Annotated in this window: 14 protein-coding genes; 5 read left to right on the top strand and 9 right to left on the bottom strand. The window is 68.2% G+C overall.

Features of this window, described 5'->3' with window-relative positions:
• On the top strand, positions 1-442 hold a 442-nt coding region (locus ACRDSQ_RS08415), incomplete at its 5' end, for an alpha/beta hydrolase (protein ID WP_431420208.1).
• Here the strand turns inward: ACRDSQ_RS08415 and ACRDSQ_RS08410 are convergent.
• On the bottom strand, positions 435-1454 hold the full coding sequence (locus ACRDSQ_RS08410; protein WP_431420206.1) for a LysR family transcriptional regulator: 1020 nt from the start codon (positions 1452-1454) through the stop codon (positions 435-437). The two genes, ACRDSQ_RS08415 and ACRDSQ_RS08410, sit on opposite strands and share 8 nt — an antisense overlap.
• A gap of 38 nt (positions 1455-1492) precedes the next feature.
• On the opposite strand from ACRDSQ_RS08410, the gene ACRDSQ_RS08405 reads away from it, so the two are divergent.
• The 3 genes from ACRDSQ_RS08405 to ACRDSQ_RS08395 all read left to right on the top strand — a co-directional run bounded on the left by ACRDSQ_RS08405 (position 1493) and on the right by ACRDSQ_RS08395 (position 4700).
• Positions 1493-1765 (top strand): LysR family transcriptional regulator, encoded by a 273-nt coding sequence (locus tag ACRDSQ_RS08405; RefSeq protein ID WP_431420204.1) that lies wholly within the window; start codon positions 1493-1495, stop codon positions 1763-1765.
• 94 nt (positions 1766-1859) lie between these two features.
• Positions 1860-3062 (top strand): hypothetical protein, encoded by a 1203-nt coding sequence (locus tag ACRDSQ_RS08400; protein ID WP_431420202.1) that lies wholly within the window; start codon positions 1860-1862, stop codon positions 3060-3062.
• Between the two features lie 186 nt (positions 3063-3248).
• The gene (locus ACRDSQ_RS08395; RefSeq protein ID WP_431420201.1) at positions 3249-4700 is read left to right on the top strand and encodes a phospholipase D-like domain-containing protein; all 1452 of its coding nucleotides are present in this window, start codon (positions 3249-3251) and stop codon (positions 4698-4700) included.
• A gap of 153 nt (positions 4701-4853) precedes the next feature.
• Here ACRDSQ_RS08395 and ACRDSQ_RS08390 read toward each other — a convergent pair whose 3' ends face one another.
• Both ACRDSQ_RS08390 and ACRDSQ_RS08385 read right to left on the bottom strand, forming a co-directional pair.
• Entirely contained in the window at positions 4854-6200 is a 1347-nt protein-coding gene (locus ACRDSQ_RS08390) for an NAD(P)/FAD-dependent oxidoreductase (RefSeq protein WP_431420199.1), read from the bottom strand.
• Positions 6201-6229: 29 nt separating this feature from the next.
• The gene (locus tag ACRDSQ_RS08385; protein ID WP_431420197.1) at positions 6230-6925 is read right to left on the bottom strand and encodes a transporter; all 696 of its coding nucleotides are present in this window, start codon (positions 6923-6925) and stop codon (positions 6230-6232) included.
• 191 nt (positions 6926-7116) lie between these two features.
• Between ACRDSQ_RS08385 and ACRDSQ_RS08380 the strand changes: the two genes are divergently transcribed.
• Positions 7117-7725, top strand: coding sequence for a TetR/AcrR family transcriptional regulator (locus ACRDSQ_RS08380; protein WP_431420195.1), 609 nt, complete (start codon positions 7117-7119; stop codon positions 7723-7725).
• A gap of 1 nt (position 7726) precedes the next feature.
• Here ACRDSQ_RS08380 and ACRDSQ_RS08375 read toward each other — a convergent pair whose 3' ends face one another.
• The 6 genes from ACRDSQ_RS08375 to ACRDSQ_RS08350 are packed head-to-tail and all read right to left on the bottom strand — an operon-like array spanning position 7727 to position 15507.
• A complete protein-coding gene (locus ACRDSQ_RS08375) occupies positions 7727-9190 on the bottom strand; it encodes an aldehyde dehydrogenase family protein (protein ID WP_431420193.1) in 1464 nt (487 codons plus the stop codon).
• Positions 9191-9218: 28 nt separating this feature from the next.
• Positions 9219-10316 carry a Zn-dependent alcohol dehydrogenase gene (locus ACRDSQ_RS08370; RefSeq protein WP_431420192.1) on the bottom strand — a complete coding sequence of 366 codons (1098 nt, stop codon included), beginning with the start codon at positions 10314-10316 and terminating at the stop codon, positions 9219-9221.
• Complete coding sequence (locus tag ACRDSQ_RS08365; protein ID WP_431420190.1) at positions 10313-12718, bottom strand: AMP-binding protein; 2406 nt, start codon at positions 12716-12718, stop codon at positions 10313-10315. Before ACRDSQ_RS08365 ends, ACRDSQ_RS08370 begins: the two co-directional genes overlap by 4 nt.
• A complete protein-coding gene (locus tag ACRDSQ_RS08360; RefSeq protein ID WP_431420189.1) occupies positions 12715-13509 on the bottom strand; it encodes a gamma-glutamyl-gamma-aminobutyrate hydrolase family protein in 795 nt (264 codons plus the stop codon). Before ACRDSQ_RS08360 ends, ACRDSQ_RS08365 begins: the two co-directional genes overlap by 4 nt.
• Complete coding sequence (locus ACRDSQ_RS08355; RefSeq protein ID WP_431420187.1) at positions 13506-14861, bottom strand: glutamine synthetase family protein; 1356 nt, start codon at positions 14859-14861, stop codon at positions 13506-13508. The genes ACRDSQ_RS08360 and ACRDSQ_RS08355 overlap by 4 nt, the downstream gene beginning before the upstream one ends.
• The gene (locus ACRDSQ_RS08350; RefSeq protein WP_431420186.1) at positions 14854-15507 is read right to left on the bottom strand and encodes a hypothetical protein; all 654 of its coding nucleotides are present in this window, start codon (positions 15505-15507) and stop codon (positions 14854-14856) included. Before ACRDSQ_RS08350 ends, ACRDSQ_RS08355 begins: the two co-directional genes overlap by 8 nt.
• Between the last annotated feature and the right edge of the window lie 139 nt (positions 15508-15646).

Below are 15646 nucleotides of genomic sequence, written 5' to 3'. Positions count from 1 at the left end.
CGACATGCGCAAGGCCACCGCGGAGACACCCTATGGCGACGCGGTCAGCAGCGTCGCCCCCAACAACTGCGCCTTCGCCACCGGTCGCGACCCGATGATCGAGATCAAGAACCGCCGGTACCAGCCGGGCGTGGTCGTGCAGGCCGATGGCGACACGCAGACCGCCTACCGCGGCGGGGCGAGCGCGGCCGACAAGCTCGACATGCCGCTGATCACCGTCCAGAACAGCGGTGTCCACGGCCACTACGGCGCGCGCAAGAACGCCTGCGTCGACGACGCCGTCAACGCCTACCTGATCGACGGCAAGCTCCCCGAACGCCGGACCACCTGCGCCGCGGTCGCCGACAAGGTCGCCGACATCGCGCCGGACTCCGCGGGCGGCGAACCCGCCACGAAGGGCGACTCGCCCTCGCTGGAGGTACTGATCAAGAACGTCAAGTAGCGGGCCTGCTCGCCACCATCTGCGCCGCCCCCACGGCGCAGATGGTGGCCTTGGCGCCTTCCGGGGCGTGCGCCGACAGGGGGCCGACGTTCGCCTCCCACCAGCGCCGGTAGTGCGGCCGCAGGCTGACCTCCTGGTGGTAGGTCTCGACCAGCCGCCTGCACAGCTCAGGGATCAGACCGTCCACAGAGGACCCTTCGCGCCAGGCGACGGTGATGGACCGGTAGTGCGGGCTGCCCACGACGGGCCGGATCACCACGCCGCCGGGCGGCAGGCACAGCGGATGCATGATCGCCGCCGACCCGGCCGCACGCAGCAGCGGGATGGCCATGTCGCAGTCCCCCACGTAGTGCCTGATCCGAGGGGTGAACCCGGCGTCGGCGCACACCCGGTGGAAGGCCGCCAGCCTGCCGGTGTCGTCCTCGGCCGCGGAGATCACCCAGGACGCGTCGGCCAGCGCGGCCAGCGGGATCTCCGTCAGCCCGGCGAGCGGATGGTCCGCCACGAGACCGACGAACGCGGGCTCGACCGCCACGACGTCGAGCAGGCGCACACCGTCGGGAGCGGTCGCGCCGTGCGGGAAGCGCACCACCAGCGCGACATCGAGATCGCCCGCGCTCAGCAGGTCGAAACCCGCCCGCAGCGAGTCGAGTTGCCAGGTCGAGGTCTCGCGCAGGGGCAACATCTCGGCGACGGTGGCGATGAGGGTCGTCGAGTCCAAATCCCGCATCGCGCCGACGCCCAGCGCGCGCTGCTCGTTCGCGCGAGCGCGCGTGTCGGCGACGAGTCGGTCGAACTCGTCGACCACCCGGCCACCTTCGGCAATCAGAATGCAGCCGAGTTCCGTGGGTTCGACACCTACACGGCTGCGCACGAATACCGGACCGCCGACCGTCTCCTCGATGCGCTGCAACTGACCGAGCAACGCGGGTTGCGAGATAAGCAGCGCCGCGGCGGCGCGGCGGATGCTGCCCGCGCGCGCGATCGCGCCGAGCACTCTCAGATGTCGCAATTCCAGACGCATACCGGCCACTGGCGTACTTTATGGCAATGCGCTTGGAGATGAGACATCTGGCCATCGTGCTCACGTCCGCTGACCTGGGCACACTCCGACAGGCCGCGCCCGCTCTCGGCATGTCCCAGATCGCCCTCAAAGCGCAGTTGCGACGGATCGAACAAACTTTGGGCGGAAATCTGTTCCGACGTGACAACAATGCTTTGATATTGACGGATCTAGGTCACCATTTCGTGCGCGGAGCCCGCGATGTGACCAAGCGATTCGACGCATTGCGCGAGTGGACAGGAGACTCCGCGAAGCAGTGAAGCTATCGCCGGACGGGATATACGCGAAACAGCTTCGGGTGTGGACAATGTGCCAGGAAGATCATTCCTGGTGGAAGGAACACCCCGCACTCTCATGGACGACGATCGCGAACGGCGTGCCACCGAACTCTGGTTCCGCGGCCGGGGTCTCCCCTCGATCGCCGGCAGCAGGACAGACCGGCTTCTGGTGCGGATCATCCCCGCGATCGCGCTCCTGGGCGCTTGGGACCTGCTGGAGGTCCCACTGGAACTGCTGGACGGTGAGTCCGAGGAAGACTTCGGCAGGCTGATGGAGTCCGACGCGCTCTTCGTCGGCTACCACCTTCTCTGGTTCGCGATCATCCTCGTTCCCGTGGTGGCGGCCTGGGTGGCCGGGCGCTGGATGCGCTCGCGCGTCGTCGCGGGCGACTGCACCCCTGCCGCCGTCGCGATCATCAGCGGCTACGCGTTCGGCACACCACTGCTCGCGGCGTCCCTCGTCGGCTACGACGCGATCCCCGACGTGCTGATCGGCTTGTGCGTCATCGGGATTCTCCTGGGCCTGACGGTGATCGGAGCGGGCTCGCTGTTCGTGGCCGCGCTCCGCGCCGCGGGCAAGCAGCTTCGATCGGTCGGCAGCCTGACCACGCGAGCGCTGCCGCTGCTGCTGTTGTTCACCGTGTTCGGACTGCTCACCAACGAGGTCTGGCAGATGTCGGCGGCCATCGGCACCGCCCGGATGTGGCTGGTGGTCAGCCTTTTCCTCCTCGTCGGCGTCCTGTTCCTGGTCTCGACCGGCCGCCAGGAACTGCGCAACCACATCACCGCCTCACCCCAGCGGGTGCCGCTGCGGCGCGCCGAACGCGTCGACATGGTGATAGTCCTCGTGCTGACACAGCTGGTGCAGGCGCTGCTCGTCGCGGTGGTGATGTACGTGTTCTTCGTGCTCTTCGGGCTCGCGTCGCTCAAGCAGGACCTGATGAAGACCTGGAGCGGGCGCGACCTCACCACCGGGAACCTGTTCGGCCAGCAGGTGTCGGTCCCGCACGAACTGCTTCAGGTGTCACTGTTCATCGCGGCCTTCTCCGCGCTGTACTTCATCACCTCCACCGTCACCGACGCCCTGTACCGCCCGGCGTTCTTCGACCCGTTCACGGTGGAGATGGCAATCAGCCTCGCCGAGCGGGACGACTACCTCGCCCGGTGCCACACCCCGTCAACCACACCCCCGGACGGGTCAGCGACGTTCACAGCGTCGGGGTGGTCCACGTCCACTACGCGCACAGCACCACCTCGAAGGTCATCGCCGGGCACGTGATCACCTCCGCCAATCCGCCGGCTCGGTCAGAGCCGGCGATTCATACGGCAACCATTTCGACCCCGGATGTCACACGAAAGCGTAGTCCCGCGCCTAAACGGGCGAAAGTTCCAGCACGTGGCGCGCAGACAGAGTAGTGGACAGCCGTCTTCGGCGATCATCCGCGATGTGTAGTGCGATGACGTGGTGAACCCTCTTCGAGCGTTGATCGACAAGGTGGACGAGCGACTGGGCGACGGCGTGGAACACCTGCTCCGCGCCCACCACGAGCGACGGCTGCGCCGGCTCGGCTGGCCGGACGTGCTCTCGCCCGGCTCACGGGGCAAGTTCAGCGAGCGGGCGCCCGTCCGATCGGGCAACCGGATCGACGTGCTGGTCGACGGCGAGAACGCCCTGGCGGAGATGCAGACCGCGATCGAGCAGGCGACCTCGCGGGTGCACATCGCGAACTGGCACGCGAGCCCGGATTTTCGCCTGACCCGATCACCCGGTGCGCGCACGCTACGTGAGCTGCTCGCCTCGACCGCGGAACGGGTGGACGTGCGGCTGCTGCTCTGGGCCGGGCCGCAGGTGCCGCTGTTCCAGCCCACCCGCAAGCTCGTGCTGGACGCGCGCGAGCAGTTCACCCGAGGCTCGCGGGTGCGATGCGTGCTCGACGCGCGTGAGCGGACCATGCACTGCCACCACGAGAAGATCGTTGTCGTCGATGACTCGATCGCGTTCGTCGGCGGGTTGGACCTCACGGCACTGCAGGGCGACCGGCACGACAGCAACGCACACCCCGCGGACCGTCCGATCGGCTGGCACGACTTGGTCGTGCGGGTCCAAGGGCCGGTCGTGGCCGACGTCGCCGAACACTTCCGGCGACGATGGACCGAGGTGGCGGGCGAACCGCTGCCCGCGCCCCGCGTGAGCGCCCCGGCTGGGCGCAGCAGAGCTCAACTGCTGCGGACGATCCCGGACAAGACCTACGACTTCGCCCCGCGGGGCGACTTCACCGTCCTCGACGCCTACCTTCGAGCACTGCGGTCCGCGCGCCGGTTCGTGTACCTGGAAAACCAGTTCCTCTGGTCGCCGGAGATCGCCGACGTCCTCATCGACAAGCTCCGCGACCCACCCGATGACCGCTTCCGGGTCGTGCTTCTGCTGCCCCGCAAGCCAAGCAACGGAGCCGACACCACCCGCGGCCAACTCGGCAGGCTGCTCGACGCCGACGACGGCAACCACCGGCTCCTCGCCACCACTATCAGCGCCCACGACGGCGACCAGTCGGCACCGGTCTACGTGCACGCCAAACTCGCCATCGTCGACGACGAGTGGATGACCATCGGGTCCGCCAACCTCAACGAGCACTCGCTGTTCAACGACACCGAGGTGAACATCGCCACCGACGACACGGAACTGATCCGGGCCACCCGGCTGCGCCTGTGGGCCGAACACCTCCAGCGCTCCGCCGACGACGTAGGCGCGGACCCGGCCGAGGTGATCGACCACTTCTGGCGCCCGACAGCAGGCGAGCAAGCCGATCGGGAAGCGCAGGGCCGCCCGCGCACCCACCGGCTCACCATGCTCCCCGGTGTCTCCCGCCGGTCGGGCAGGCTGCAGGGACCGTTGCGCGGCTTGTTGGTGGACGGCTGACCACCTCTCGGCTGGAAATGCCCTGGCCGTCTGGGCGTTTTTGCTTTTGTTCGTGCTGCCGAACCACCGTTATGCGCCAGCTATTCTAGATATCTTGATAGTTAATAGGTGATAGTAATGAGAACGATCCAGTCGCCGAACGATCCGGTCAGGTCAGGTCGTGGGCGTCGAGCCTCGTCGGGCGTTGCGCCTGCTTCCGTTGACGAAATCGTTGAAGCGGTCGACAGCCCAGATGGTGCGAAGTCCTAACCGGCCCATCATCATCGGGCGTGGAAACTTGGGCTTCTTCATCCACAATCCGGCCAAGTCCTCGTGTCGCTCACCGTCGATGAGCAGGTCGGCGATGAGGGATCCGACGTAGGGCGCCTGGGCCAGGCCGTGGCCGTTGCACGCGATCGAGTAGATGATGTTGTCGTCGATCTGCCCGGCGAGCGGAAGCCAGGAGGAGGTGATCGCGATCCAGCCTCCCCACGCACGATCGATCGCGACGTCGGACAGAGCCGGAAACCGCCTTGCGAAGGCCTCGGCGAGTTCTTCGACGAGCGCCGGATCCGGCTTCTTCGGTGGGAGTGGGTAAGTCGTGCCGCGCTCGAGTCGTCGGACACCGAAGACGATGGTGTTGCGCGGTGTCAGGCGGTAGTTCTCCATGATGTTGTGCTGGGTGACGAGTCCGGACCGCCTGGTCCACCCCAGTGCCGCCAGGCGCGCGGGATCGATCGGTTCGGTCTCGACCTCGATGACCCAGATGGGCGCCGACAGCCGTGGCGGGGTGATGTCCCACTCCCCCGCGTACGCGTTCGTCGCCAGAACCACTTTGATCGCCCGCACCACACCTTGAGCAGTGGTGAGGACTACCTGGCCGCGGTCGCGCGTGACGTCGGTGACCTTCGTCTGCTCGAAGACTCGCGCGGACGAGTCGAGTAGTGCGCGGCGCACACCCGAAGTGAATTTGCCGGGATTCATGATTCCCCCGACTACCTCGCGCATCCCGCCGAGGAAGCCGCGGGGGATACCGAGTTCCTCGCTCGTGCCCAGTTCCACGTGGCCGCCTGCGCGGTGAAGGATCTTGGCCACCCGGCGCACTCGGCCAAGCTGTCCACGAGAGACCGCCGCGAAGACGTTGCCGTTCTGTTCGTAGTCGCAGTCGATGCCGTGCGTCTTGATGAGGTCTTCGACGTAGTGGGCGGCGCGCTCGGCGAGGCGGACCATGCCGGGCATTTTCTTTCGGTAGAACAGATTCAGGAGTTGGAGGTCTCCGCCGGGTGCACCCGCCACTTGCCCCGCGTTTCGGGAGCTGGCGCCGTGTCCGCAGAACTCGGCCTCCAGCAGCACCACATCTTGACCGCGTTCGGCCAGCCGCAGCGCCGTCGACATCCCGCCCAGGCCTCCGCCGATGACCGCGACATCACAGGTCAAGTCTCCGGCCAGGGCAGGCAGGATGTCCGCGGGCGGATCGACCCAGCCACTGAAGGTGCAGTACTCGACGTTGTCGGTCCTCATCGGTTTGCTCCTGATCCTTGGTTCGAGGCTCAGGCTCGAGCTGCGATGTGTTCGTTCGCGGCCGGTTCCGCACCCGTCGCCAGGTTGTGGTTGTGCAGCGCGCGGTAGGCGAGGAAATACACGAACATCTGGAATCCCCAGGTGGCCAGCGCGGCGGTGTAGAAGAGCGTGCGGTGCTCGTCGTCTCCCTGGAGCGGGAAGAAGTCGTAGGTGATCGCGATCGCCGAGGCGACCGCCGTCGCCAGCCCGGCGCCGATGGCGAGACCCTTGGCCCCGATCTTCCAGAGCCGCCACGAGAAGTAGGCGAGGAACAGTGTCGTGAGCACGTTGACCACGACGTAGAACGTCGCCGGGCCGACGTGGAGCTCATGGCCGCGGAACTGCTGGAAGTACAGCCCGGCGGCGGCGGCCAGGGCGAACGCCCCGACATCGACGGCGACGCTCGGCTTGTATCGGTGCGTCACGCGCAGCAGACCCATGACGAGGATGAGGGTGATGCCGACGGATCGCGAGAAGGCGTCGAAAAAGTACGCGATGTTGTACAGGGGGCTGCTCTCGTCTCCGCCCAGGAGTGCCCAGAGGAGGAAGTTCGAGCCCGAAGTGGCGACGATCATCCACTCCAGACCGAGCAGGTAGTTGTTGTAGCGGCGGATGAACTTCCAGCCGAAGTAGAAGCCGGCGAAGATCATCCAGAGATCGGCCAGCATGAAGAGCAGGTCCTTCATGTCACTTTCCTTCGGTCCGATTGGTGTTCCGGCTCATAGCCTAACCCCAAGTTAGTCATATGACCTAGGTGTTTGACTAAGAAGTTTCAGAGCTGCGCCGACGCGGCCGTGGCCCCGGGATCCGACTGATAGGCTGGGTGTTGACTTAATCAAGCGTCCAACTAGGTGTGGCGTCGTACCGGGAGGATCTCGTGGCACGGATCTCCGCCGTCCAACGGCGTAGCGACTTCATCAAGGCCGCCGTGGAAGTCATCGCGATCTACGGCATCGACGGCGCGACGACTCGACGGATCGCCGAGCAGGCCCAGGCGAACCTGGCGATGCTGCATTACTGCTATGACTCCAAAGAAGACCTGTTCTCCGATGTCTACGAGTACGTGTCCGGCAGGTTCCGCGATGTCCTCAAAGACAGCGATCCGCACAGCGACGTGATGGACACAGCTCGCCGGCTCCTGCGCGGTGTCATGGTGTGCTACGCCGAGTCGGCCAACTTCGCCGCGGCGACACTGGAACTCATCAGCTGGGCGCGGCGCCAGCACGGAGACCGCGGTATCGCGGTGTACGACCAGGCCCTGGAAGCGTTGCGCGCCACGCTTCGCGGCGCTGACGCGAACCCTCCGATCGCACCGGAGACCGTCGATCAGATCGCCTTGGTCATCGCGGCCCTGGCCGACGGTTTCGCCCTGAACTGGTTCACCTACGGGGATCGTGCCGCGGCGACCGAGCAGATGGACATCGCCGAGTCAGTGCTCGAGGCCTGGCTCGCGGCCCGCCTCGGGTCCGCGCCCGTCGCGCCGTGACTCACAACGGCAGGTCTGGTGAGTCGACACCGACGACCCGGTCGCCGCAGAACACGCGCACCGATTCCGCCGGGCCGTGGCCGCCGATGCCCGCCGGACCCCAGAAGCTCTGAGCCGAGTCCTCACCGAGATCGGCGATCTTGGCGCCGTTGACGCGCACCTCGCCGGACATGATGCGGGAGCCGACATCGATCGCGCGGTCGGTGTCGGCGCCGAACACGTAGGCGTCAAGGCCTGAGGGATTGGCGTTGGCGACACGCAACGCCTCTTCGTCGGAGTCCACGGCGTGCAACGAGACGACCGGGCCGAACAGCTCGGCGGTGGCCTGAGCGGGGTCGGCGCCCGCGGCGACCGTCGGCGACAGGAAGAAGCCGTCGAGCTCGGGCAGCCGGGCGGGCTGACGGATGCTCGCCCCGAGGTCACGCAGCTCGTCGATCCGGCCCTGGAGGGTCTCGAAGTGCGGCGCGTTGGAGATCGGGCCGATCTCGACGTCCTCGTCGAGAGAGTGACCGACGACGAGCTTGGCGATCCGCTCGGTCAGCGCCTCGAGAAGCGGGTCGATCAGGCCGCGGTGGGCGAGGATCTTGCCCGGCCCCTCGCACCACTGACCGTTGAGCTTGGTCATGCCGTCGAGGATGCCGTCGGCGGCGACGTCGAGGTCGGCGTCGTCGAGCACGAGCACCGGGTTGTTGCCGCCGAGCTCCAGCTGCAAGACCTTGAAGTCCTCGGCGCCCGCCCGCGCGATGGCACGGCCCGCGGCGGGACCACCGGTGAACGAGACGATCTTGACGCGCGGGTCGGCGGTCAGCCTCGCGCCGACATCGCCGCCGCCGTGCACCAACTGCAGCGCGCCGCTGGGCAGACCCGCTTGGAGGAAGCACTCGACGATGAGCTGCGCGCTGCCGGGCGCGTGCTCGGAGGGCTTGAGGATGACGGGGCAGCCCGCGGCGATCGCGCTGACGATCTTGGCCGCGGGAATGAAGCTGGGTCCGTTCCACGGTGTGAGGATCGCCGCGGGCCCCCAGGCCACCTTGTACAGGCGGACGTCGCGGCCACCCGCCGCCAGCGCGGTGACGCGCGGGATGTTCACCACGTCCGCCGCCGACGCCCGGATCCGCGCGGGCAGGAAGGCCGCGACCTCGCGCGTGACGCTGATGGGTGTGCCGCTGGTCAGCGAGTCCGTGCGGGCGATGTCCTCGGCACGGGTCTCGATGATCTCGGCGACCCGCACGAGCATGTCGGCGCGCTCACGCCGGGCGTGCTCGTCCCAGTGCCCGGTGTCGTATACGCGCTCCGCGTGCCGCAGCGCGCGCTCGAGATCGTCGGGTGCCGTCGTGACGAACCGGTGGACGGGCTCGCGCGTGTTGGGGTCGACGTTCCACGCGTCCTGGACCGTCTCGCATTCGCTCCAGTCGTCGGCGATGTAGTTCACCGGCTGGGGGATCGTGATCTCGTTGCTCGCCATGGAGCCCACCTCCGCGTTCACTTGTTGGTCAGGACTGGAGATCGACGACGATCCGGGTCACGTCGCCGGACTTCATCGCCTCGAAGCCCGCGTTGATCTCGCCGAAGGGGAGGACACGCGTCACCATCTCGTCGAGCAGCAGGCTCCCCTGCTGGTACAGGCGCGCGAACTGGAGGATGTCCTGCCGCGCCTGGCCCGAGCCCATGTAGGAGCCGATGAGTCGCTTCTCCTCGAAGAAGAAGTCCGAAGCCGGGACGCTGAGTTCGGTGCCCGCAGGTGCGATTCCGACCAGGCACGCGGTACCTGTCGGGCGCAGCAGGGCCAGGGCGGTCGCCGCGGTGCGGGCCGAGCCGACCGCCTCGAAGGAGTAGTCCACCCCATCACCCAACTGCCGGTGCAGTTCCGCGACCGTGTCGCCGTCCCCGCCGTTGATGACGTGGGTGGCGCCGTAGTCGCGCGCGGCCTTGAGCCGGGCGTCGTCGAGGTCGATCGCGACGATGGCCGAGGCCCCGGCGAGCCTGGCGCCCTGGATGATGGCCGATCCGACGCCGCCGCAGCCGATGACCGCGACCGTGCTGCCCGGTCGCACCTGGGCGCCGCGGAAGACGGCGCCGACGCCGGTGATGACGCAGCAGGCCAGGAGGCATCCGACGTGCAGTGGCACGTCGTCGGGGAGCTTCACCAGCGAGTTCTCGCGCATGAGGGTGTGCTGGGAGAACGCCCCGATGTCACCGAGCCGCTCGATCGGCTGACCGTCGGTGGTCTGGAACGCGGGTCGCGGGCGGCGTCGGATCTCCCCCACGTTGCGGCACTGGGTCGACTGTCCGGCCTCACAGTTGGCGCAGCGGCCGCAGGACGACGTCAGCGCGCCGACCACGCGATCGCCGGGACGCAAGCCGACCACCTGCGAGCCGACCGCCTCGACCACGCCCGCCACCTCGTGTCCGACCACGACCGGGAGTCCGGTCGGCACCGTTCCGGTCATGTAGTGCAGGTCGCTGTGGCACAGCCCCACATTCGTGACCGCGACCCGCACCTCGTTCGGCTCCGGGTCGTCCACCCGGATGGCGGTCAGCTCAAGCGGCTCGTTGACCGCGGTGAGTACCGCGGCCGTGGTCTCGATCATCTCGACGTCTCCTCTGACAGTGGTCGTCGGCCAGGCGGGCCCTGCGCGCCGGTGCCCTTGGCGGCCCAGAAGCCCTTGATCCCCGCACTGAGGACTCCGCTCTCCCATGCCTTGTGCGCGGCGAGGTCCTCACGGGCGAAGGCCGCTTCGACCTCGTCCGCCCGCGGGCGCAGCAGCGCGAGATGGAGGGCCGTCGTGTTTCCCTCGGGGGTCCACTCGATGACGGTCTCGATGGCGCGGGCAACCAGGTCGTCGGGCTCGACGATCTCGTCGAGAAGCCCGATCCGCAGCGCTTCGACCGACTGGATCCGCGGGGAGCCAAGGACGACGCGCGTCGCGTGCTTCCCGATGAGGCGCCTCAGCAGCACGCTGGACGCGTTCGAGATCGTGATGCCCCGACCGTTTTCCGGCTGGTAGTACTCCGTGGCCCGAGTTCCGATGCGGGCGTCGCAGCACAGGGTGATCTCCGAGGCTCCCCCGACCGCGAGTCCGTTGACCGCCGCGACTACCGGAACCTGGGTCCGCAGGATGGCCCGGGTGATGTCGTGGAAGCTCTCGAACGCCACACGGACCTCAGCGTCCGTGGACGGTGCGCGCTGGAGGTCCTCGCCCGCGGAGAAGGCCCTGCCCTCGCCGGTGAGCACGATCCCGCGCACGCGCTCGCCGGAGCCGAGTTCGCGGATGACGGTGGCCAGCCGAAGCCGGGTGGCGACGTCCATGGCGTTGAGCTTCTCGGGACGCCGCAGCGTCAGCACCGCCACGCCACGGATGACATCGACGTCGAGGAATCCGTTGCCGGATGCGGGACTTCTTCGTGCACCGAGGTCGTAGGTGACGCCGGGCTCGACGGCGGCGCGGGCCTTGAGGGCCGGCTTGGAGACGCGTTCGGACGGCGTCCGGGGAAAGTCGGCGACGAACTCGACGTAGCGCGGCACCTTGAAGCGGGCAAGTTCCTTGCCTGCCCGCTCGACGATCCGTTCGGCGGTCGCACGATCGGCAGGCACACCGGCCGCCGGATGCACGAACGCCTTGACCTCCTCGCCGTGGGTCTCGTCGGGTTCGGCGACGACGGCGGCCGCGACCACCAGGTCGTCTCGTTCCAGGGCGGCTTCGACCTCGACGCTCGCGATGTTCTCGCCACCGCGTCGGACCATGTCCTTGATCCGTCCGACCAGTTGGAGGCCGTGGTCGGAGCGCCGGACCACGACATCGCCGGTGTGGAGCCAGCCGTCGCGCAGCACCCGGGCGGTGTCCTCCGGGCGGTTCCAGTAGCCGTTCATCATCGGTTTGCCCGTGATGATCAGCTCACCGGGTTCACCGTCGGGCACCTCGGCGCCATCGGGGTCGACGACGCGGACCTGTTTGGTCGGCACCGCGAGCCCCAGGCTCCCGCTGCCCACGGCGTCGGTGTCGCCGAACGGGCTGAACAGGTCGACCCCGGACTCGGTCATCCCGTAGATCTCCCGCCACGGCGCCCCCCATCGCTGTTCCAGTCGAGCGTGGAGACCGACGGGGATTCCCGAGCAGAACACGAGTCGGAGGTCGTTGTCGCGGTCCTCGGGCACGGGCCGCTGCTTGAACAGCAGGGTCGGCATCGACCCGAGGACGTAGAAGAAGGTCGCGCGGTGCCCGCGGACGTCGGCCATGAAGGTCGACGCGGAGAACCGGGGCAGCACGACCAGTGGGACGCCGATCGTGAGTGCGAGCGCGGTGTTCCACTGTGGATCCATGTACGAGAACGGCTGTGCCGTCAGGAGAACGTCCGCGCGCGAGAGCCCGGTCGCCGCGGCGCAGACCCAACCCAGCCGGACCCAGTAGTCGTGCGAGAGCATGCAGGCTTTCGGGAAGCCGGTGGTGCCCGAGGTGTACTGCAGGTTCGCGAGCGTGTCCGCGTCGACCGGCACGGCGGGCGCCGTCGCCGGGAAGGGCTCGGACCCGTCGTCGGCGACGTCGATGACGCGGACGTCGAGCCCGCCCTCGGCCGCCCGAACGTGCGCGACCAGCACGGACCGCTCCGCGTCGGTGAACACGACGCGCGCCCCGGAGTCCCGCAGGACGAACGCGAGGTCGGCCCGCTGGTAGGCGCAGTTGATCGGAACCGCGACCGCCCCCGCCTTCAGCGCGGCGAGCCACACGACGGGCCAGTGCACGACGTTCGGCAGCATGATCGCCACCCGGTCCCCCGGCTGGACGCCGTCGACCTCGATCAGCCGTTGCGCCAGCCGGTTAGTCCAGGCGTCGATCTCGGCGAAAGTCCATGACCATTCGCCGAAGCGCAGGAACTCCCGGTCCGGTGAGTCCCGCACACGCTGGGCCAGCAGTTCGGTCAGTGTCGGGATGGCGGGGTCATCGCCCACCTGCTCGGTCTTCACAACCGGCTCGGTTGTCACGTTCGCGGTCATCGCAAGCTCCCCTGCGTCTGTTCACCGCGGGAAGCCGCGAGCAGCTCCGCCGCGGCCCGGACGATCCACGTCAGCGTCGGGTCTTCGCTCTTCATCCACTCCGGGTGCCACTGGACTCCGAGCACCGGAGCACCTGGCAGCTCGACCGACTCGATCACGCCGTCACTCGTCCGCCCGGTCACCACCAAGCCCGTGCCGCGGCGGTCGACGGCCTGGTGGTGCCAGGAGTTGGTCATCGCGTGCTCGCCGAACAGGTCGGCGGCGATCGAGCCCTTCTCGAAGGTCACGAGGTGATCAGCGGAGCCGTCGGTCGGCGCGATCGCTGTGGACAGATGGCTCACGGCGCCGGTCGCGAGATCGGGTATGAGCGTGCCTCCGAGCGCGATGTTGAGCACCTGCATGCCGCGGCACACACCCAGCACGGGAATTCCCCGCTCCAGCGCGGCTCGCACAAGCGCGATCTCGTACTCGTCCCGAGCCGCGTCGTGGACCATCGGGTCCGACCGCGGATCAACATCGCGAACCACCTTCATGTCGCCACCCCAGAACGCCGGATGGACGTCTTGTCCGCCGGTGATCACCACACCGGACAGCCACCCGCAGATCGCCGTCGCGTCGGTGTCGTAGGACAGGTGCACCGGGAGTCCACCGGCCCGCGCGATCCGGGTCGCGAAGTCCGACATGTAGCTGTCGGCGCAACGGTCGCCGTACCGCTCGTCGGCGCCCTTGATCAGCGCCAGTCGGAACCGGCGCCCGGTGATGCCGATCAGCGGCCGCACTGTCGCGGTCACGGCAGCTCGAAGTAGCGGGCCGACTCCCACTCCGAGAGCTCGGCGAACGGGTCGCCGCCCGCGGTGTGGAACTGCATCCACTCCCATTTGCGCGACGCGATCCAGTGGTCGACGAACTCGTCGCCGAGGAGTTCGCGCAGGATCGGGTCGGCGTCCAGGGCGGCCGCTGCTTTCGTGATGGTGTCGGGGATGCGCTCGATGCCCAGGCCCGGCGGCAGGCACCACGCCATGTCGTTGACCGGCTCGGGCGGGTCGATCTCGCGCTCGATGCCCGCGCTGACCCCTGCCAGCACGCCGGCGAGCGCGAGGTAGAGGTTCGCGTCCGCACCGGGCAGGCGGTACTCGAGGCGGGAGTACTCGGGGTGTCCGCAGACCGCGCGCACCGCGGTGGTCTTGTTGCTGATCCCCCAGCTGATCGTGACCGGCGGCCCAGTGAGGTCGACCAGCCGCCGGTACGAGGTGATCTGCGGCAGCACGATCGAGGTGTTGCCCTCGATCGTCGCCAGCAGCCCGCCGATGGCGTGCCGCATCGTGTCCGACGGGCCGTCCGCGGCGTAGAACGCGTTGACGCCGTCGCGCCGCAAGGAGAGGTTGATGTGGGAGGCCTGGCCGTAACCGGCGGTGGGCTTGGCCATGAAGGTCACGGCGTGCCCGCGCTCGAAGGCGACCTCGCGCATGATCTGGCGGGTCCGCGCCCAGGCGTCGGCGACCTTGATCGGGTCACCGGGTGCGAGGTTGAGCTCGATCTGGCCGGCGGCGTCCTCGTCGCTCCAGGCCTCCCACTCGATGCCGACCTCGTCGAGCCGGTCGGCCACGGCGTCCATGTAGTCGGTCCAGTCCTTCGATTTGGCGAGGTGGTACGCCGTGCCCGCGGCGCCGCCCAGCGGGCTCAGGTCCCGATACCCGCGGGCGCGCGCCTCGTGGATCGACTCCTCGAAGACCGTGGCCTCGATCTCGACCGCGACGGTCGCGGTGAACCCCTGCGCGGCCAGGCGCTCGGTCAGCTTCCGCACGAGGTGGCGCGGGCAGAGCGGGACCGGGGTGCCGTCCTTGAGCCAGTAGTCGCCGATCACCGAGTCCAAGCCCGGCTTCCACTCGACCAGAGTCGACAGGTCGGGCCGCAGGTAGACGTCGTCGAGGTGGCCACGCCAGGCGGGGAACGCGGCGCCGAAGGCGGGAAGGTTGCCAAGGTCGAGGCCGAACAAGAGATCCGCGAAGGCGAACCCCGAGTCCTTGCCCACGGCGAACTTGTTCGGCGAGACGGTCTTGCCGAGGAAGCATCCCTCGTGGTTCGTCGCCTCGAGCCGGACGGCCCGCGCGCCGGAACCGGCGGTGGTGGTGAGCTCAGACATCGTAACGAACCTTCCAGGAGGCGCCGGTCATCACCGACAGCTGCGAGAGGGTGCCCTGGATCCCCAAGGCACCCGAGAAGAGGGCGCCGATGAGGTCGTCGGCACCGGAGAACACACCGGCGAGCGTCTCGGGGGCACCGGCGATCAGATAATGCGTGGGTCCATCGCCGAGCACGACCTGCTCCAGGCCCTCGGGCCCCTCGGTGACCGCGATCAACACGTCGGGAATGCCCGGTAGAGAACGCGTCTCGTCCCAGAACCGCTGAGCGGCCGCACGCCACCCAGGCAGCGGCGGCGTGAGCGCCCTCAGGATTTCCCCAGCCAAATCCGCGTCGCCGGAGGGATCCGCGGTCAGCGCGAACCGCGCGTTGAGGTCGACCGTGATGGCCGCGTCCGGCTCGACAAACACGCCGCCGGACACGTCGATGCCGTCCTCGCCGAAGCTGATCGTCGCGGCCTGGGGCGTGTCGTGCGAACGAATCGCCACGGCGCCGGTCGCCCTGTCCAGCGTGTCGAGGGCGTGCCCGGCCCGGGCGGAGTCACGCAGCGTGCGGCCGATCAGTCGGACGATGGGGCTCGCGTCGTCCTCGATCCTGACGTCGACCTCCGCGGATGTGGGCGTGGGGGCGGTCATGGTTTCGGTCATCCTTCGGTCCTTTCGACTTCGCGAGCTCACGCGGCACCTCGGGCGTCGCGCCGTGTTGGCCAGCCCCGAAGTTATTAGTCATATGACTGAAACGAATGACTATGATGGTGCGGCACGGTTCACACCGTGTCAACACCGT

The sequence above is a fragment of the Actinokineospora sp. genome, from assembly GCF_050699995.1.
Lineage (GTDB): Bacteria > Actinomycetota > Actinomycetes > Mycobacteriales > Pseudonocardiaceae > Actinokineospora.
The sequence above is the reverse complement of the archived record's forward strand: the minus strand, read 5'-3'. Positions and strand labels throughout refer to the sequence as shown.

Excerpts from the sequence above, each read along its gene's own strand:
- ACRDSQ_RS08365 (WP_431420190.1), bottom strand. The coding sequence starts at position 12,718 with ATGACCGCGAACGTGACAACCGAGCCGGTTGTGAAGACCGAGCAGGTG.
- ACRDSQ_RS08355 (WP_431420187.1), bottom strand. The coding sequence starts at position 14,861 with ATGTCTGAGCTCACCACCACCGCCGGTTCCGGCGCGCGGGCCGTCCGG.
- ACRDSQ_RS08370 (WP_431420192.1), bottom strand. The coding sequence starts at position 10,316 with ATGATCGAGACCACGGCCGCGGTACTCACCGCGGTCAACGAGCCGCTT.
- ACRDSQ_RS08350 (WP_431420186.1), bottom strand. The coding sequence starts at position 15,507 with ATGACCGAAACCATGACCGCCCCCACGCCCACATCCGCGGAGGTCGAC.
- ACRDSQ_RS08375 (WP_431420193.1), bottom strand. The coding sequence starts at position 9,190 with ATGGCGAGCAACGAGATCACGATCCCCCAGCCGGTGAACTACATCGCC.
- ACRDSQ_RS08390 (WP_431420199.1), bottom strand. The coding sequence starts at position 6,200 with ATGAGGACCGACAACGTCGAGTACTGCACCTTCAGTGGCTGGGTCGAT.
- ACRDSQ_RS08385 (WP_431420197.1), bottom strand. The coding sequence starts at position 6,925 with ATGAAGGACCTGCTCTTCATGCTGGCCGATCTCTGGATGATCTTCGCC.
- ACRDSQ_RS08400 (WP_431420202.1), top strand. The coding sequence starts at position 1,860 with ATGGACGACGATCGCGAACGGCGTGCCACCGAACTCTGGTTCCGCGGC.
- ACRDSQ_RS08405 (WP_431420204.1), top strand. The coding sequence starts at position 1,493 with ATGCGCTTGGAGATGAGACATCTGGCCATCGTGCTCACGTCCGCTGAC.